Raw genomic sequence first — 18,028 nt, forward strand, 5'->3', positions numbered from 1 at the left:
CCCATTAATGTTATAAAACAGTTTGCAAAAGAACAATTTTTTATGGACTTTCCCCGCATTTTTAGAAACTTTTTATGTGCCCAATGAATGTTTGATAGCCTTTCGTATCGCTTCCGCATCCTCCTTGTTTTCCTTTAATATGGAGAGAATCAGGTTTAAATAACTCTCTTTGTTACTGATACCGCAGATCGCGCATAGGCGGCTCTGTGGTAACATCCCTTTTTGATTATAAACACGGAGGATGCTTTTGTAGTTCTCCGTCTCTATATAAGACTCGAACTCTTCTTTTATGTTTTTGTATATTTCTTCCACATGGATGTTCAGACGGATACTCTCTACATGTTCGGTTAATTGCTCCACCGTCGTTATCTTGCGATCAACGGTAGTCTCCAGTTTTTTACGGACTTGATGTTTGGCATGAAGGATTACTTGCGAGTCCAGTTCTTTTTGGAAAAGACGTACTACGTTTTCTTTCACTTGCTTGAAAACATCGTCCGGATCTTTCATCAACCGTTTGGCGACCGTCTTGATCACATCCTCTATCATCAATAGGTTCTCCACTTCCGCTACGTCCGGTACATAAATATGTTGTTCCCGTAGATAGTTTATTTCTCCTTGTGTACGCCTATCACGATCTACGATACCTTTGCTATCTAATGTATGGAAGTCTTTCAGTTGGCCGAACGCTTTGGTTGTCTCGATTACTTTTTGGCAACCACCCATCGGTTTCACCAAATAATCGGGGAATATGAAGGGGTAAAGCTTACTGTCGATACTGTTCGTGTCGGTCCCTTCGATAAACAAGATCGGTTTCCGGCTGCCAAGTATTTCCATATATACTTCTTCCGGGAAACTTTCATTACTCTCGATCAACTCGTAATCCCATACGGAATGATCCGCGTCGTAAGAACGAATCCAGATCCGTTTGCTGTCGGAGCGGGAGGTGGCGAAATCAATGTCATGTGTGAGATAAACAAACGTACAGTCCGGACGTATCGCCTCAATCTCGTCCCAAAGCTGGTTCTTTATGGAGTTGTGGAGAAGGGTTTCCGGCTCTTCGATCACGAGCAAGGCGTTCGGGCATGCGCATAATGCGGCCCCAATCAAGTAGAACACCAGTTTCTCGCTATCGCTCATGCGTCCGGCGGTGTAGGAATTTGAATCACGCCCCGTGGATACAAGCTCGATAAATCCCGACTTTCGTATCAGACGATTATGCGGAAACATCTTTTCCCAGATCGCTTGTATAATATCTATCTTGGTGATCGGAGGATCTACTTCGTTATTAGTCTTGCAGGCTTCCTTGAAATTGACTGCCGCCTCGAACTCCTCGCTCTGGAGTTGCAAAATCAGTTTCTCGTATTCAGAAATACGTGGCATGAACAGTCGTTCTTTGATCATAGACTGTAAACGTGCGAATTCATTGGAGGCCGATAATTTAGATTCGTCATCGCTGATGAATAAGGCATGTATACCGGATATTCTTTTCGCTTGACCCGCATATCTCTCCAATAAATCTCTGCCAAAAGAGCTTTTTCCCGCACCGTTCGCTCCGATCACGACTAATATCTTCGTGTCTAGCATGATGGGATGTGTCACATTAACTTTCGTTGGGAGTGTTAGTTCCATACATGTTATTGATTAGGTTTTCAAAGATAAGCTTTTTCTTTGAAAGTTCGCACGAGACCTAAAAAATAAAGTGCCTTTTCCGAAACATCCTTAAAGACGGGAAAGGCACTTTTATTAAAACCTTAGCAGAGTTTTTTCTTATTTGCTCTTCTCCAAGATAACGCGAGCGAGGCGAGCTTGTATTTGCATTAATGTATTAACATCCTCGTTCTCGAAATTGATGTCAGCTACTTTTAAACTTCTTTTGGAAACTACCGGAGCCGATTTAGCAGCCATTAATTCTTGTACTAATTCATCTACTTGCTCTTTGATTTTCTCTGCCTTTTTTGAATAATCTACTGTACGTGCCATAGTTCTTTTGATATTTTATTTTATGAATACTATCGCAAAGATAATTACATTTTTATAATACACATAATAAAACGTAAATATTCTGTGCTATTTTTACGAAAAAGTCCGAGCTGCAATATTTTCGCAGCCCGGACTAGGTAATTATCGAGATGAATGTGTGTTATGCTTTTGTCGTATTCGTCTCGGATACGTCATTTTTTACTTCCCAATGGAACGGTTCGAATTCAGTGTTCGGATCTACCCAAGATGCTTTCTTAGACGCATAGATAATAAACGGTGCCGCAACGACAACAATTACACCGATGAAGAGAACGGCGAACCAAACCGTATTATTTCCTGTAGAAATCTGGCTAGGAGGAATGAAACTTAATACGAACGCTAATAAGGAACCACAGAATCCTAAACCTCCGATTAACCACATCAAGCCATTGCCACCTTTTCCGATACGGAAAGGACGACCTGCCTTTTTCATCTTATAACGTAATGCGATCGCTCCGGAGAACATCAACATATACATTATTAAATATAAGATCACCGTAAGCTGTGATAAGATCTGATAAAAGCTTTGTACGGATGGCATTACCACGAATAATAAGCTAAGAAGTGTAACAGCCGCTCCTTGGATATAAAGGATGTTTTTCTGTACGCCGATCTTATTGGTCTTCTGGAAGAACGGGGGCAGATAACCTGCTTTACCAACTGCGAATATACCTTTGGAAGGACCAGCGACCCATGTCAATACTCCTGCTAATACGCCAAATGCCAAAGCGATAGCGATAATTGGGGATAACCATGAGGCATGAATGTACTTGAAGTAATTGTCGAATCCCACTAATAAACTTTGCGTAAGATTGATGTCTTTCTCTGGGATAATAATACCCAACGCAAAAGTTCCTAGTACGAAGATTACAACGGTGATCAAGGCACCGATAAATACAGCTTTCGGATAGTTTTTAGAAGGATTGTCAACGTCTTTCACGTGAATACCGCCCATTTCCATACCTGCGTAAAAAAGGAAGATACTTGCGGCTAAGACTAAGTTGTCGAATTTACTGAAGTCGGGGAAGAAGTTACTGTGGAAATCCATATTGGAATGCCCGCCAGTCGCTAGGTATACGATACCTAAAATGATGAGTAACGCCGCTGGGATGATAGTACCTACCATACCTCCGATTTTCGCTACTTTTCCAACCCAACTCAATCCCTTTAGTGAGATAAATGTAGCCAGCCAATAAATAATTAACACGATCGCTAATGTGTAGTATTTGTTATTCGCCAGTAGCATATCTTCGGGATGATCCATACCGATGAAGGCGATGGATACGGCTCCAAAAGTTAATACTGTCGGATACCAGATCGTACTTTCAATCCATTGAACCCAGATAGCCAGAAAGCCTAGACGTTTTCCATAGGCCTCACCTACCCAACGGAATACACCACCTTGTTTGTCTTGGAACATTGCCGCTAATTCCGCTGCCACCAAAGAGGTCGGGATTAAGAATACGATTGCCGCGAATAAGTAATAGAAAGCCGAACTTAGTCCGTATACGGCTTCTGCTGGCAGTCCGCGTAAAGATACTACTGCCGTCACGTTCATGATTGCTAGGGTAAACACACCTAGCTTTACTGTCTTGTTGATATTTGCCATAGATTTATGTTTTAAAAATGAGAATTACTTCTCTCGTTTAAGTCTGAGTTTATAACAGCGAATCAAAGAAGATGTTTTGTTTTTGCTACGTAAAACTTGGTTAATTAACACATTTCGCTGTTTAAACAAATGGTATATGAGGTTTGTTGTCATAAACCAAAATGAAAAGGATTATAATTAAATAAATAGTAACGCTTATGAAAATGGCCGTATTTGATTTCGCATTGAGAAAGAAGGGAGTATATGGTGTGTTACATATCATTATACTATTGTTGTCGCTGTTCTTGGTTATCAGTATCTCCATCGATACATTTAAGAATATTCCCTTTTACACGCAAACTTCTTATAAGAAGATTCAATTATGGATCTGTTTGTTTTTTCTTTTCGATTTTGTTTTGGAATTTTTCCTGTCGAAAGATAAATTACGTTATTTGCGAACGCACTTTATTTTCTTGCTCGTAGCGATCCCTTACCAAAATATAATAGAATATTATCATATTATCACCTCACCCGAGCTTAGTTATTTCTTACGTTTCGTTCCTTTGGTACGGGGTGGGTATGCGTTGGCGATCGTGGTGGGATGGTTGTCGTACAATAAGGCGTCGGGCTTGTTTGTCTCTTACTTGACGATGTTGCTGGCCACGGTTTATTTCTCAAGTCTTATATTTTTTGTCTTGGAGCACAAGGTGAACCCGTTGGTGGCTAATTATGGGGACGCTCTATGGTGGGCGTTTATGGATGTGACAACGGTTGGCTCTAACATATCCGCTATTACGGTTACGGGGCGAGTCCTTTCGGTCGTATTGGCTGCTTTGGGCATGATGATGTTTCCAATATTTACGGTATATGTGACAAGCCTTGTCCAAAAAAGTAACGAGGAGAAAAAAAGGTTTTATGAGAACATGCAGGCTCCTTCTCCCCAGCCAGAGGTGAAGGATAAATAGAAACTCTAGTTCCTACAGTGGATACTGCGAGGTCTTCCCGTAGGGAACAAACAGGCTGGAGGAAGTGGCGGAGATTACACTATGATTTGCTGGAAAGTTTGATTGGCTTCTGTTTTTTTCGTATCTTTACGGCCCCTAAAACCAGATAGGTAAAAGATGATAAAAGATAAGCAGGCATTGGAAGGCGGGCGCATATCCATACTTGGCGCACGTGTTCATAATCTGAAGAATATAGATGTAGAGATTCCGAGGAATAAGTTGACGGTGATTACCGGCATGAGTGGTAGCGGCAAGTCCTCATTGGCGTTCGATACGATTTTCGCCGAGGGACAAAGGCGGTATGTGGAGACATTCTCGGCTTACGCCCGGAATTTCTTAGGGAATATGGAGAGACCCGATGTGGATAAGATAACGGGCCTGAGTCCGGTTATCTCCATTGAGCAAAAGACAACCAATAAGAATCCTCGTTCCACTGTCGGTACGACTACCGAGATCTATGACTTTTTCCGTTTGCTTTACGCTAGGGCGGGAGAGGCCTATTCCTATTTGAGCGGGGAGAAGATGGTGAAATATACCGAGGATCAAGTCTTACGGCTGATCTTGGATGAGTACAACGGGAAAAAAACGTATCTCTTGGCTCCGTTGGTCCGTAATCGTAAGGGGCACTATAAGGAACTTTTCGAGCAGATACGTAAAAAAGGATATCTGAACGTCCGTGTCGATGGCGAGTTGAAAGAGATCTTCCATGGGATGAAGCTGGATCGTTATAAGATGCACAGCATCGAGGTAGTGATCGATAAGATGATTGTCTCCGAGGCAGACGAGCGTCGTTTGAAAGAGAGCTTGAAGATCGCCATGAAGCAAGGCGATGGCCTTGTGCTGATACTGGATGCCGAGACTAACGAGGTTCGCCATTATAGTCGTCGCTTGATGGACCCGGTGACCGGATTGTCTTACAGTGAGCCGGCTCCGCATAATTTCTCGTTCAACTCCCCTCAAGGAGCGTGTCCGAAATGTAAAGGCTTAGGACAGGTCAATTTGTTGGATATGGACAAGATCGTTCCCGATCCATCCTTAAGTATATATAGCGGTGGCATCGTCGCTTTGGGTAAGTATAAGAATTCGTTGATATTTTGGCAGATCGAGGCGCTTTGCCAAAAGCATGGCGTGACGATCAAGACGCCTATACGGGATATTCCCGAGGAGGCGATGGACGAGATCATGAATGGTACGGATGAGCGGTTGCAGATCAAGAATGACTCGTTAGGATCGTCTAACTATTTCTTGTCGTATGAGGGAGTCGCCAAGTATATCTTGATGCAACAGGAGAGCGAGGCATCCGCCTCGGCGCAGAAATGGGCGGGACAATTCATCAAGATGGCCACTTGTCCGGAATGTAACGGCTGGCGGTTGAATAAGGAGGCGTTGAGCTACCGGATAGCGGGAAAGAATATCGCCGAGTTGTCGGCCATGGATATCTCGGAATTATACGAGTGGCTGGAGGGTATCGAGGAGAAGCTGGACCCGAAACAGCTTCGGATCGCTACGGAGATATTGAAGGAGATACGCTCCCGCCTGCGCTTCTTGCTGGATGTGGGATTGGATTATCTTTCCATGAACCGGGGTTCCGCTACCTTGTCTGGTGGCGAGAGCCAGCGTATCCGTTTGGCTACCCAGATCGGAAGCCAATTGGTGAATGTACTTTATATATTGGATGAGCCGAGTATCGGTTTGCACCAGCGGGATAACGTCCGTCTGATTAACTCTTTGAAGCAATTGCGTGATACGGGAAACTCCGTGATCGTCGTGGAGCATGATAAGGATATGATGCTGAGTGCCGATTACGTGGTGGATATGGGGCCTAAAGCGGGCCGTCTGGGTGGTGAGGTCGTCTTTGAGGGAACGCCCAAGGAGATGTTGCGTGTAGATACCTTGACCTCTTCCTATCTGAATGGAAACACGGAGATAGCCGTTCCTGCCGAGCGTCGGAAAGGCAACGGGCAGTTTATTACGATCAAGGGAGCCAGTGGCAATAACCTGAAGCATGTGGACGTGTCTTTTCCCTTGGGTACGCTTATTTGCGTCACGGGTGTGTCGGGTAGCGGAAAGTCTACCTTGATAAATCGCACGCTGCAACCGATCTTGAGCCAGCATTTCTATCACTCGCTGGAAGACCCCTTGGCATACGACGTCATCGAGGGAATCGAGCATGTCGATAAGATCGTGAATGTGGATCAATCTCCGATCGGTCGTTCCCCCCGGAGCAACCCGGCTACCTATACGGGGGTATTCTCGGATATCCGGAATCTGTTCGTGGAACTTCCGGAATCGAAGGTGAGAGGGTATAAACCGGGACGTTTCTCTTTTAACGTATCGGGCGGACGGTGCGAGACCTGTAAGGGAAATGGCTATAAGACGATCGAGATGAATTTCCTACCGGACGTGCTGGTGCCTTGCGAGGATTGTCACGGCAAGCGATATAACCGGGAAACCCTAGAGGTTCGTTTTCGTGGGAAATCAATTGCGGATATCTTGGATATGACGATTAATATGGCAGTGGAGTTCTTCGAGAATATCCCGACGATCTTATCCAAGATCAAGGTCCTGCAAGATGTAGGTCTGGGATATATCAAGTTGGGGCAACCCTCTACTACCTTATCCGGTGGCGAGAGCCAACGTGTCAAGCTGGCTACCGAGCTGGCGAAGCGGGATACGGGAAAGACGCTTTATGTATTGGATGAACCTACCACCGGTCTGCACTTCGAGGATATCCGGGTCTTGCTGGGGGTATTGAACAAGTTGGTGGATAAAGGCAACACGATCATCGTTATCGAACATAACCTCGATGTTATCAAAAGCGCCGATTACTTGATCGATATGGGCCCCGAGGGCGGTCGCCGTGGAGGTAACGTCCTTTTCACAGGGACTCCGGAGGCTTTAGCGAAGAGTGGCGTCGGGTTTACGGCTCCGTTCTTGAAAGAAGAGTTAGATATAGCAAATAAGAAAAAATGAAGAATCCTATACAAATGATCAAGCAGTGCGTGGAGAAGGAGGAACCTTACTTCGTGCTGAGAGGGCAGGACGTATGTGCGTTGGCTGCCATAGAGACCTATTATGAGGAGGTGAGGAATAAGGTGAAAGATCCTTATTTCATCGAGGAGATCGAAGAGATCATGAAAGATTTCCGGGCGTACCGGGAGGAAGTGTCTAACACTAAAATACCGGATTGATTTATGGCAGACGACAGTTACAAGACCATCAAGCAAGTAGCCGAGGGATATTATACCGAGAAGCGCAGCCGCTTTATCTCGTATGCTATCCCCGTGCGTACGGTAGAAGAGGTGAAGGAGCAACTGGAGAAATACCGTAAACAATATTATGATGCCCGCCATGTATGCTGGGCGTATATGTTAGGTCCAGAGCGGCAGACGTTCCGGGCCAACGATGACGGGGAGCCTTCTTCCACGGCCGGGAAACCGATCCTCGGACAGATCAACTCGAATGAGCTGACCGATTTATTGATTGTCGTAGTACGTTACTTTGGTGGAATCGAGTTAGGAACCAGCGGGCTGATCGTCGCTTATCGCACGGCCGCCGCCGAGGCTATCGCCGCCGCAGAGATCGAGGAACGTACGGTAGACGAGGACATCACGGTCGTTTTCGAATACCCATACCTGAACGGGATCATGCGTATCGTAAAAGAGGATAACCCCGCTATCATCTCACAGAAGTTCGAGATGGATTGCGAGATGACGCTTCGTATCCGTAAAGGGGAGGCCGAACGCCTCAAGAATCGCTTGTTAAAGGTTGAGACCGCTTATCTAAAAGAGTAGCAAGCGATCAACTAATTCAATTTTCAATTGTTTTTTGTAGAGACAAGGCTCATGAGGAACCCTGCCCCTGCATTTTATTGTGTAAATATTAATATAGTTTTATCTGAATGAAAAAAGTTCTTTTATTCTCTTTTTTTCTAGTGTTGGGTTTGGTCGTGTCGCAAATGCTTCCCGCTATGGTGGGGGAACAGTATTCGCTGGTAAAGACGATCTCTAATACATTTTTGTTTATTTGCCTTGCGTTTATCATGATTAATGTGGGGCGTGAGTTCGAGATTGATAAGACCCGGTGGAAGTCTTATACCGAAGATTATTTCATAGCGATGGCTACGGCTGCGTTTCCGTGGATATTCGTGGCTTTATATTATATGTTTGTCTTGCTTCCGGGCGATTTATGGGGAAGTTGGGACGCTTGGAAGGAGAACCTGTTGCTAAGCCGGTTCGCCGCGCCTACCTCGGCGGGTATCTTGTTTACGATGTTGGCCGCCGCCGGGCTAAAAGCCTCTTGGGTGTATAAGAAGGTACAGGTATTGGCGATCTTCGACGACTTGGATACGATCCTGTTGATGATCCCGTTGCAAATCATGATGATCGGCTTGCGCTGGCAATTGGGAGTCATTATTCTGGTTGTGGTATTGCTCTTGATTCTGGGTTGGAAGAAAATGGGATATTATAATGTACGTCAAGACTGGAAAGCCATCTTGTTCTATGCTGTCGTGACGTTTGGTATCACGCAAGTGATTTATCTGGTATCGAAACATATGTACGGGGAGGAGGCTAGCATCCATATCGAGGTACTTTTACCTGCGTTTGTCGTAGGTATGATCATGCGGCATAAGCATATCGATACCAAGATCGAGCATCAAGTGTCCGATTTTATCTCTTATCTCTTTATGTTCCTTGTCGGAGTGAGCATGCCGGTGTTTATGGGCGTGGATTTCGCTCAGCAAGCGGCGGAAGTAACTACGGTGACAGGTTCCCAGCCGATGATGTCATGGTCGATGATCGCTTTACACGTCGTAATCGTCTCATTCTTATCCAATATCGGTAAACTATTTCCTTTGTTTTTCTACCGTGACCGGATGAAACGGGAGCGTTTGGCGCTGTCTATCGGTATGTTTACCCGTGGAGAGGTAGGAGCCGGCGTTATTTTCATAGCCTTGGGATATGGATTAGGTGGCCCTATGTTGATAATTTCTGTGTTAACTATTGTGTTTAATTTAATTTTAACTGGTATCTTTGTCATCTGGGTAGAGAAACTCACACGCAGCGCTTATAACCTGGAGCAAGCAGGAAAAGCCAAAGCTGTCAATTAATAGAAAAAACACTTGAAGGTATTTCAAGATGATATCCCGTTTCCCTCTTGGGAGGGAAAGGGAATAGTCATAGTACGATCAATTGTTGAAGACCTTCATCTAACTTATTATTTATGGACCGTACGATTAATGTTATCCTTAAACCGTTGCGTCGCTTCGCTATACAGAAGCCGAACGCTAGTCTTTTATTGTTTGCCGCTACCATCGTTGCTATGGTCTTGGCCAATTCGCCTTGGGCAGATAGGTATCACCAGTTATTAGCTTTTCCAATCGATCTGCAAGCCGGGCAGTTTAACTTCTTCGCGCATCATGGCGAGACTATGTCTATGCTGGCTTTCGTGAACGACGCCCTTATGGCGGTTTTCTTTTTCGTGATCGGTCTGGAGATCAAGCAAGAGGTATTGATCGGTGAGTTGAGTTCCGTGCGGAAGGCGCTATTGCCTATTATCGCCGCCTGTGGTGGAATGATCGTGCCGGTCTTATTTTATATGTTAGTATGTAATACGCCTCCCGAGGTAAACGGGGCGGCTATTCCAATGGCTACGGATATCGCTTTCGCCTTGGCCGTATTGGGCTTGTTGGGGAAGCGGGTGCCGTTGAGCATGCGTATCTTCTTGACCGCCTTGGCTGTGGTGGATGATATTGGAGGTATCATAATTATCGCCCTGTTTTATAGCGGGCATATCGCTTTCGAGCCTTTGTTGATATCCCTGATAGTCCTCGCTTTGTTGTATGTGGGAGGAAAGTTCCGGGTACACAACCGATTGTTTTTCTATATCGGTGGCTTTATCGTTTGGTTGCTATTTCTGGAGTCAGGAATCCATCCGACAATCGCTGGCGTGTTGATCGCCTTTACGGTTCCTGCCCGTCCGGTTGTTAAGCTAGATGATTTCACGTGTGATATGACCGGGTATTTGAATATGCTGGACTATACCGAGGTTCGTCAGTCCCGTAAAGCGGAAGTGCTTACGCCTACACAAATTCAGGTATTGAATAACATCCATACGTTGGCGGATAAAACGATCAGTCCGTTGCAGACCATCGCTGATAAGTTGCATCCTTTGGTAAACTATGTGATACTTCCTTTATTCGCTTTCGTGAATGCCGGTGTGACATTCGGGGATATCCAACCCCAGACATTAGTTAATGTTCCGTTGGCAGTGTTCGTGGGCCTATTTGTAGGAAAGACATTAGGTATATTCTCTTTCTCTTACTTGTTCGCGTGTACGCCATTTGCCTCCATGCCTACAGGCATGAGCAAGCGTAATTTATTTGGAGTATCCATGTTGGGAGGAATCGGTTTCACGGTCGCTTTGTTTATAGCGAATCTTTCCTTTGACGGTAGTACGGCGGCGGGTGCCGATCTCTTGAATCAGGCGAAGCTGGGTGTATTCACGGGATCGTTTATATCCGGTCTTTGCGGTTATCTGGTATTGAAATGGGTTTTACCTAAAGAAAAAGTGGAAACGATCTAAATAAAAAGGCAGTCCGGCAAGGACTGCCTTTTACATTATATTATGCCGTAACTAAAGTTTCGTGAGATCTTGTTGCCATGTAATATATGATTTGATAATTGAGCACGCCTTCTTAAACCTCTTTGGATTTGTTGAATAGCGAGCCGATCCATAATAACAAAATAGCTCCGACCGTAGAGGTTATCAAGCTTCCTAAGATACCACCGGCCGATATGCCTAGTAAGCTGAATACCCAGCCACCCAATACACCTCCAATAATACCTAGGATCAAATTAACAATGACCCCGAAACCTCCTCCACGCATAATCTTACCAGCCAGATAGCCGGCAACGATACCGATGATAATAGACCAAATAAATCCCATAACGAATAGTTTTATATTTTATTTAAAAGTTCTGATGTTTTGTATTTAAACACATCCGAAAAGTTTTTGGTTGCGCTTTGTATCTCTTTTTAACGAATCATTCCAAAAGATCTAGCGAATCGATGAAGGATTCATAGACGGGATGGTTCAATTGAAAGACAATCGCTTCGAAAGGACGGAGCGTGATATCTTTTTGAGGCGCCATATGACTTCGGTCCCCGTAATTGTCCAATAGGACGTGTGCGTTACTCATATCTATCCCCGGAGTGGAGATTGCCGCCTTGGGGGAGAAATTGAGCATAATCAGATAAGTGTCGGCCCCAGTCTTGCGTAAGAAGATATAGCATTGGGGATTCTCCGCATCCAGCAAATGATAACTGCCATAAATCAAACTCGGATTCTCCTTACGGAAACTGACTACTTTCTTAAAATAATTAAGTATGGAGGTCGGATCTTTTTCTTCGTCCGCTACGTTTATCCAAGTATAATCCGGATTTACCTTTAACCAAGGGGTTCCTGCCGTAAATCCCGCTTCCGGCGAGCGATCCCATTGGAAAGGAGTGCGGGCGTTGTCTCGTCCGGTCTCTTTCTGTTCGTCCAATACCGCCTGCGGATCTTTACCCTCTGCTTTCGCTTTCTTATAGCGGTTGATCGTATCGATATCGTTATAATCCTCGATACGGTCGAACCGAATGTTACGCATACCTATCTCGTCCCCGGCGAACCAATAAGGCGTTCCTCTCATCGTAAGCAGAAAAGTAATAAGCATCTTAGCGGACAAGGCCCTGAACTCATCCTTATCGCTACCAAAGCGACTGACCATACGGGGCTGGTCATGATTACCCAAGTAGATCGAGGGCCAACCCTTATCTATCGCCTTATCCCATTCCGTAAACATCTTCTTTAGGGCGATCAAGCTATAGTCTATACCGGATTCCGGATTGTCCGGTAGGGTTGTATTCCGGATGCGGGCGGCGTCGAAATGATAAAGCATATTCAACTCTTCCCGGGCCGGATCGACAAATTTAGCGACATCATCTACCATCACGGCCGAACCTTCTCCAACACTCATACAATCGTATTTGCTTAATACCTGCCGATTCATCTCGTGAAGATAGAGGTGCAGGCGAGGCTCTTTGGCATAGAAAGAAAATATATCCGGATATTTCTTGGAATCTATGAGAGGGAATGAGGGATCTTTGGCGATAAGAGAGATAGAATCCATGCGAAAACCGTCTATCCCTTTATCGAACCAGAAGCGCATCATATCGAAAATCTCTTGGCGTATCTCCGGGTTCTCCCAATTTAAGTCGGGTTGTTTCCGGGAGAAATAATGCAGGTAATATGAGTCGGTTGGCTTGTTATACATCCAAGCGTTACCTTCCTCGTCGAAATAGCTGAGGCGCAAGGGAGGCTCACCTTTCTCGGCCGGCCACCAATGGTAATAATTATAATAGGGATTATGTCTGGATTTACGGGCTTCCTCGAACCAAGGATGCTCATCGCTGGTATGGTTTACTACCAAGTCCAGTACCAGTCGCATCTCCCGTTTATGAATCTCTTTCAGGAGGCGGTCGAAATCTTCCATCGTACCGAATTCCCGCATGATTTCCCGATAGTCGCTGATGTCGTAGCCATTATCATCGTTGGGAGAGAGAAAGATCGGGTTTAACCAGATGATATCCACACCCAAGCTTTGTATATAATCCAAGCGGGAGGTAATACCGTTTAAGTCACCGATTCCGTCGCCATCGCTGTCTTGAAAGCTACGGGGATAGATTTGATATATAATCGCTTCTTTCCACCAAGTCTTTTGAATGTCCTCTTGACCGGACGTACTCTCTGTAACATGCTTTGAATCCATCTTATTATTCTTTAGTTTTTTACTATAACAAAAGGATGTGGTGGTTAGTTTCAGCAACTTATGACGCTTGGGAAGTGTTGTTTTATCAACAAATAGAAGAAACATATGGAAAATGGAGTAATGATGCAGTATTTCGAATGGAATCTGCCGAACGATGGAATGCTGTGGAAACGGCTGAAGGATGACGCCTCGCATTTACATGAGATCGGGATCAGCGCCGTATGGATCCCACCCGCTTACAAAGGCCATGAGCAAGCGGACGAGGGGTATGGAACCTATGATCTATATGATTTGGGGGAGTTCGACCAAAAAGGGACCATACGCACCAAGTATGGAACTAAACAGGAACTTCAAGAAATGATCGAGGAACTTCACCGGAACCAGATTGGCGTATATCTGGATGCCGTGATGAACCATAAGGCGGGAGCCGATTATACCGAGTGGTTTATGGCGCAAGAGGTAGATCCTGGGCAACGGGAAAACGCTACCAGCGAACCCCATGAGATAGAGGGATGGACCGGCTTCGACTTCCCGGGGCGTGGCAATATGTATTCTAATTTTAAATGGCATTGGTTTCATTTCTCCGGGACGGACTATGATGTGTCCCGCAAGAAGGAAGGTATATTCCAGATTCTGGGAGAGGGAAAACATTGGAGTGAGGGAGTCGATGATGAGAATGGAAATTACGACTATCTCATGTTCGCCGATCTGGATTTCGATAACCCTGAAGTCGTGCGTGAGATGCAGGACTGGGGGATCTGGGTATCGAACGAACTAAACTTGGACGGTATGCGCCTTGATGCGATCAAGCATATGAACGACCAGTTTATCAAGCATTTTCTGGAGGCGGTGAGAGCGGATCGGGGAGAGGGTTTCTACGCTGTCGGGGAATATTGGAAAAACGATACCGAATCGTTGGAGGCTTACCTGTCGCAAGTAGAATATAACGTGGATTTGTTTGACGTAGCCTTACATTATAACTTGAATGAGGCTTCCGAGAAAGGTCGTGACTATGATTTACGCGATCTATTAAAAGGGACCTTGGTCGAGATATGCCCGGATCAAGCCGTCACCTTCGTGGATAACCATGATTCCCAGAAAAACAGTTCTTTGGAGTCGCAGGTAAAGGATTGGTTCAAACCTTCCGCCTACGGTTTGATCCTGTTGATGAAGAAAGGGTATCCGTGTATCTTTTATGGGGATTATTATGGCGTAAAAGGAAAGAAATCTCCCCATCGTAAGGTATTGGATATGCTATTGCGTGCCCGGAAAGAATATGCGTACGGGGAAGAGGTGGATTATTTTGATCATCCGAACACGATTGGCTTCGTACGCTTGGGAGATTCGGGACATGCTGATTCGGGCTTGGCGTTGGTTATCTCGAACGGGGAAGATGGAGAGAAAACAATGTCTGTGGGGGAGAACCGGAAAGGCGAGGTATGGCATGAGATCACAGGCTCGGTAAAAGATACCGTGGCGATTGATGAGGAAGGGAAAGGCCGTTTCCTTGTCAAGGGAGGCAAATTGGCTGTTTGGGTCAAGGTCAAGGCTTAACGGATGCTTTACTTGACCTCGAATTGTATTTTCTTCTGGTTCCCCTCGTTGTCGATGAGGGTAAGGAGATGTTTTCCTTGGCTCACGGAGCAACTGATCTGGTGATTATCGGTGGTCTCTCCCAGATAGCTTTCGTCCAGATGCCAGTAAATCGTAGCGTCACGGCGGGCGTGGGCGGCCTTGAAGATAAATTTCTCGGACTTTCCGGAGAAGCCTTTCGGAAGGTAGAGAATGGCGTTATGCTCGGGATAGATCAGTTCGATCTGGCGGTTCTGGTCTTGCCCGCAGCCGGGTTTTACCGGAGGGAGCGGGATATAATCGATGTGATAGTTGCGGTAGTAATACTCCTGCGCGGGAGGAAGCACGAACCACGGGCGGCTGATCATCCGGTCGACAGACTCGCAGGAACTATTGACCCTGTACCGTCCGTCCGCCGATAGATGTACGAGCTTATGGTAGGGGCAGACCCCCGTGTTATTGCCGGACAGCGGCATGTATAAGGTGTCCGTTTGCTCGCAGTAGGGCGAGGCTTTATGTCCGCTGTTCCGGCAGATCGCCAGGGGAAGCGTCTCATCGTAGGGCAGGTCGAACCATTCGCTACCGGGCAATAGGGAAAAGAGATCGAAAAGGACCGGGGCGGCGTTGCCGACACCCGTAAGTCCTGGACGGCCCTCGCCGGAAGCGTTACCGGCCCATACGCCGACGACGTAGCGGGGAGTCGTGCCGATCGCCCAAGCGTCTCGTCCCCCGTAACTCGTCCCGGTCTTCCACGCGATCCGTTTCATCGACTCGAATTGTTGCCAGTCGGCCTCTTCCTCGGGACGGTTCAGGGCGGACATCGCCTCGAACGTGTACCACAGGGCCGCGGAGGAAAGGAGCGCCTTATCGGTGAGCCGGCTATCGGTAAGGGAACGGATGGGTTCCTTCCTCTCCGCAGGAAAGGGAGTCAGCGGATGGATATCCGCCGGATTATAGCGTCCGTTGTAAATACGGTAATGTTTAAGCACACGAGACATGGAGGCATACATGCCGGAAAGATCCCATAAGGTTCCCTCGGCCCCTCCCAAGATCAAGGAAGCCCCGTAATGTTCCTCGGAGAAACGTAAGGTAGTCATTCCCCACGATTTCAGCAAAGACATAAAGCGTCCGGTATTATACTGGGAGAGCATACGCACCAAGGGCACGTTCAAGGAGCGCTCTATGGCTACATGGGCCGGTACCGCCCCGTAGAATGTCTTGTTGTAATTATGGGGGGAGAAGCCATTTATATTCAAGGGCACGTCCGATACCAGCATAGAGGGGAGCAACAGCCCGTCGTGCAGCATACCGGCATACAGGAAGGGCTTGAGGATGCTTCCCGTGCTGCGGGGCGAGGTAATGATGTCCACTTGGTTCCCCCGCCGCTCGTCGGCCGGATAGGTAGCGTTTCCGGCGTAGGCCAATACCTCCCCGGTCTCCACGTCCGCTACGATCGCCGCCAGATTATAGATATGGTTGGAACTGTATTCACGGGCATAACGGTTTACGAGGGCCTGTGTCTGTCGTTGCAGGGCTTGGCGGACGGAGGTTTGGATGCGTTGCCCCGGTTGTTCTGCGGCCAGTCTTTCCAACAGATGCGGGGCATCATTAGGTAAAGGGAGAGGGGCTTCGGGAAGTGGCTCCATGCAGGCCAGCTCGTATTCAGTCTCTTCCAATATACCTTTCTTTTGAAGGGAAGCCAATAAGCGATCCCGCTTCTCCTTCAGTTGTTTCCGGTTTCTCCCGGGGTGGATCAAGGCGGGGGAGTTGGGAAGGACGGCCAGCGTAGCGCTCTCGGCCCACGATAGCTCGGAGGCGCTTCGCCCGAAATAACGCCATGCGGCGGTCTCCAGCCCGATCACGTTTCCCCCGAAGGGAGCGTGCGAGGCATAGAGGTTCAGTATCTCTTGTTTGCTATAGGTGGTTTCTAGAAAGAGCGCCCAGCACATCTCGATCGTTTTCTCGTAGAAGGTCCGGTCTTGGTTCCCTCTCGCTATGCGTGCCAATTGCATGGTCAAGGTACTTCCTCCGCTCACCACACGCCCCGCTTTCCCGTTCAAGCGGATCGCCCGGAAGATGGCGGCGGGGTCTATACCGGGATGGTAAAAGAACCGTTTATCCTCATACGTGAGCAAGCAATCCACGAATTTATCAGGCAAGCTATCCGCCGCCGGGAAACGCCATTGCCCGTCCGGTGCGATACGTGCGCCTAAAAGCTCGCCCTCGGCCGAATATAATAAGGTAGAGCAGGGGGCGGGAAATAATTGCCGGGGCACGATGCCATACATGACACACCACGCCGCCACGCCGATCCCCAAGAGGGATGCGAGGAGGCGCCATGGCACTCGTCCCGGCCTCGGTAATAGCGACTTGGATAGATGGCTGAGGCATCTGCCAGTACTCCGTAGGAAGTACTGTAGTACTGTGCGCAAAGTACTGCGGTACTCCTTACGAAGTACTGCGGTACTGTCCGGCTGAGTATTGCGGTACTTTATAAGGAGTACTGCCTCAATCATACCAATTGACACTCTCCTCATAATGATCGAACCTTAGCTCTTCCGTCACTCCGACCCTTCGCAAGGCGTTTAGCACGATCCTTTGCTCTTTAGGTGAGAGTGGAAATTCGCCCCTTCGCCGCTCGAAGTAGGGGTTACGTCCGAAATGGGACATGAGTATCGACATGAATTGCTGGTATTGCGCCGGGAACATCCGGCTCTGCATTCCGGTGAAACCCCGTGCGTAGGTGACGGGAGCGGAGTCTCGGAAGTAGGGGCAAGCCCCATCCCGGGTACAGAGGGTGGGGTTCAGCAGCCGTAATACGGTTGCCGGTTGTTCGATGAGCGGCCGGTAGGCGATCTGGTGCAGACACTTCTCGGCCCGAGGGCAATCTTGTTGCTGGCAGACGGCGTAGTCGATGGGGATTTCCTTGTGTAGTTTCTTGGGCATGATCTTGTTTTACAATCTTAGATGTTTCATTGAACGCAAATATAGCGAATATATTCGAGAAGTGATTGTTTAAAAAGGAGATATAC

The 18,028-nt window shown here is 47.0% G+C and carries 14 protein-coding genes; 7 read left to right on the forward strand and 7 right to left on the reverse strand.

Annotated features, from left to right (window positions below; translation table 11 throughout):
* Window positions 1-72 precede the first annotated feature (72 nt).
* The 3 genes from CI960_RS08300 to gadC form a co-directional block, all read right to left on the reverse strand.
* Window positions 73-1,629: a DUF4435 domain-containing protein gene (locus CI960_RS08300; RefSeq protein WP_005857298.1), complete on the reverse strand. Its 1,557-nt coding sequence runs from the start codon at window positions 1,627-1,629 to the stop codon at window positions 73-75.
* A 138-nt stretch (window positions 1,630-1,767) separates the two neighbouring features.
* The gene (locus CI960_RS08305) at window positions 1,768-1,980 is read right to left on the reverse strand and encodes a hypothetical protein (protein WP_005857296.1); all 213 of its coding nucleotides are present in this window, start codon (window positions 1,978-1,980) and stop codon (window positions 1,768-1,770) included.
* A gap of 160 nt (window positions 1,981-2,140) precedes the next feature.
* Window positions 2,141-3,628, reverse strand: coding sequence for a putative glutamine/gamma-aminobutyrate antiporter GadC (gene gadC, locus CI960_RS08310; protein WP_005857294.1), 1,488 nt, complete (start codon window positions 3,626-3,628; stop codon window positions 2,141-2,143).
* A gap of 197 nt (window positions 3,629-3,825) precedes the next feature.
* Between gadC and CI960_RS08315 the strand changes: the two genes are divergently transcribed.
* From CI960_RS08315 to nhaA, 6 genes are all read left to right on the forward strand, one after another.
* A complete protein-coding gene (locus tag CI960_RS08315) occupies window positions 3,826-4,572 on the forward strand; it encodes a potassium channel family protein (protein WP_005857292.1) in 747 nt (248 codons plus the stop codon).
* A gap of 156 nt (window positions 4,573-4,728) precedes the next feature.
* Window positions 4,729-7,584, forward strand: coding sequence for an excinuclease ABC subunit UvrA (gene uvrA / locus CI960_RS08320; RefSeq protein ID WP_005857289.1), 2,856 nt, complete (start codon window positions 4,729-4,731; stop codon window positions 7,582-7,584).
* Entirely contained in the window at window positions 7,581-7,802 is a 222-nt protein-coding gene (locus CI960_RS08325) for a hypothetical protein (protein WP_005857287.1), read from the forward strand. Before uvrA ends, CI960_RS08325 begins: the two co-directional genes overlap by 4 nt.
* Before the next feature lie 3 nt (window positions 7,803-7,805).
* Complete coding sequence (locus tag CI960_RS08330; protein WP_005857285.1) at window positions 7,806-8,405, forward strand: YigZ family protein; 600 nt, start codon at window positions 7,806-7,808, stop codon at window positions 8,403-8,405.
* A 107-nt stretch (window positions 8,406-8,512) separates the two neighbouring features.
* A complete protein-coding gene (locus CI960_RS08335) occupies window positions 8,513-9,721 on the forward strand; it encodes a cation:proton antiporter (RefSeq protein WP_005857283.1) in 1,209 nt (402 codons plus the stop codon).
* A 113-nt stretch (window positions 9,722-9,834) separates the two neighbouring features.
* Complete coding sequence (gene nhaA / locus CI960_RS08340) at window positions 9,835-11,196, forward strand: Na+/H+ antiporter NhaA (RefSeq protein WP_005857282.1); 1,362 nt, start codon at window positions 9,835-9,837, stop codon at window positions 11,194-11,196.
* Between the two features lie 112 nt (window positions 11,197-11,308).
* Here nhaA and CI960_RS08345 read toward each other — a convergent pair whose 3' ends face one another.
* Together CI960_RS08345 and CI960_RS08350 are read right to left on the reverse strand one after the other, a co-directional pair.
* Complete coding sequence (locus tag CI960_RS08345; RefSeq protein WP_005857281.1) at window positions 11,309-11,560, reverse strand: GlsB/YeaQ/YmgE family stress response membrane protein; 252 nt, start codon at window positions 11,558-11,560, stop codon at window positions 11,309-11,311.
* 97 nt (window positions 11,561-11,657) lie between these two features.
* A complete protein-coding gene (locus CI960_RS08350; protein WP_005857279.1) occupies window positions 11,658-13,424 on the reverse strand; it encodes an alpha-glucosidase in 1,767 nt (588 codons plus the stop codon).
* A 105-nt stretch (window positions 13,425-13,529) separates the two neighbouring features.
* Here CI960_RS08350 and CI960_RS08355 point away from each other — a divergent pair, with 105 nt between their 5' ends.
* The gene (locus tag CI960_RS08355; protein ID WP_005857277.1) at window positions 13,530-14,978 is read left to right on the forward strand and encodes an alpha-amylase; all 1,449 of its coding nucleotides are present in this window, start codon (window positions 13,530-13,532) and stop codon (window positions 14,976-14,978) included.
* A gap of 8 nt (window positions 14,979-14,986) precedes the next feature.
* Here CI960_RS08355 and pbpC read toward each other — a convergent pair whose 3' ends face one another.
* Together pbpC and CI960_RS23615 are read right to left on the reverse strand one after the other, a co-directional pair.
* Window positions 14,987-17,533 carry a penicillin-binding protein 1C gene (pbpC, locus tag CI960_RS08360; RefSeq protein WP_094582323.1) on the reverse strand — a complete coding sequence of 849 codons (2,547 nt, stop codon included), beginning with the start codon at window positions 17,531-17,533 and terminating at the stop codon, window positions 14,987-14,989.
* Window positions 17,505-17,942: a DUF6078 family protein gene (locus CI960_RS23615; protein WP_005857273.1), complete on the reverse strand. Its 438-nt coding sequence runs from the start codon at window positions 17,940-17,942 to the stop codon at window positions 17,505-17,507. The genes pbpC and CI960_RS23615 overlap by 29 nt, the downstream gene beginning before the upstream one ends.
* Window positions 17,943-18,028: the final 86 nt, after the last annotated feature.

The organism is Parabacteroides sp. CT06 (assembly GCF_002257605.1).
In the GTDB taxonomy this organism is placed as follows: Bacteria; Bacteroidota; Bacteroidia; order Bacteroidales; family Tannerellaceae; genus Parabacteroides; species Parabacteroides distasonis.

What these genes read in the sequence shown, in the direction of transcription:
- CI960_RS08300 (WP_005857298.1), bottom strand. Translation starts at nt 1,629, where the DNA reads ATGGAACTAACACTCCCAACGAAAGTTAATGTGACACATCCCATCATG.
- CI960_RS08305 (WP_005857296.1), bottom strand. Translation starts at nt 1,980, where the DNA reads ATGGCACGTACAGTAGATTATTCAAAAAAGGCAGAGAAAATCAAAGAG.
- gadC (WP_005857294.1), bottom strand. Translation starts at nt 3,628, where the DNA reads ATGGCAAATATCAACAAGACAGTAAAGCTAGGTGTGTTTACCCTAGCA.
- CI960_RS08315 (WP_005857292.1), top strand. Translation starts at nt 3,826, where the DNA reads ATGAAAATGGCCGTATTTGATTTCGCATTGAGAAAGAAGGGAGTATAT.
- uvrA (WP_005857289.1), top strand. Translation starts at nt 4,729, where the DNA reads ATGATAAAAGATAAGCAGGCATTGGAAGGCGGGCGCATATCCATACTT.
- CI960_RS08325 (WP_005857287.1), top strand. Translation starts at nt 7,581, where the DNA reads ATGAAGAATCCTATACAAATGATCAAGCAGTGCGTGGAGAAGGAGGAA.
- CI960_RS08330 (WP_005857285.1), top strand. Translation starts at nt 7,806, where the DNA reads ATGGCAGACGACAGTTACAAGACCATCAAGCAAGTAGCCGAGGGATAT.
- CI960_RS08335 (WP_005857283.1), top strand. Translation starts at nt 8,513, where the DNA reads ATGAAAAAAGTTCTTTTATTCTCTTTTTTTCTAGTGTTGGGTTTGGTC.
- nhaA (WP_005857282.1), top strand. Translation starts at nt 9,835, where the DNA reads ATGGACCGTACGATTAATGTTATCCTTAAACCGTTGCGTCGCTTCGCT.
- CI960_RS08345 (WP_005857281.1), bottom strand. Translation starts at nt 11,560, where the DNA reads ATGGGATTTATTTGGTCTATTATCATCGGTATCGTTGCCGGCTATCTG.
- CI960_RS08350 (WP_005857279.1), bottom strand. Translation starts at nt 13,424, where the DNA reads ATGGATTCAAAGCATGTTACAGAGAGTACGTCCGGTCAAGAGGACATT.
- CI960_RS08355 (WP_005857277.1), top strand. Translation starts at nt 13,530, where the DNA reads ATGGAAAATGGAGTAATGATGCAGTATTTCGAATGGAATCTGCCGAAC.
- pbpC (WP_094582323.1), bottom strand. Translation starts at nt 17,533, where the DNA reads ATGAGGAGAGTGTCAATTGGTATGATTGAGGCAGTACTCCTTATAAAG.
- CI960_RS23615 (WP_005857273.1), bottom strand. Translation starts at nt 17,942, where the DNA reads ATGCCCAAGAAACTACACAAGGAAATCCCCATCGACTACGCCGTCTGC.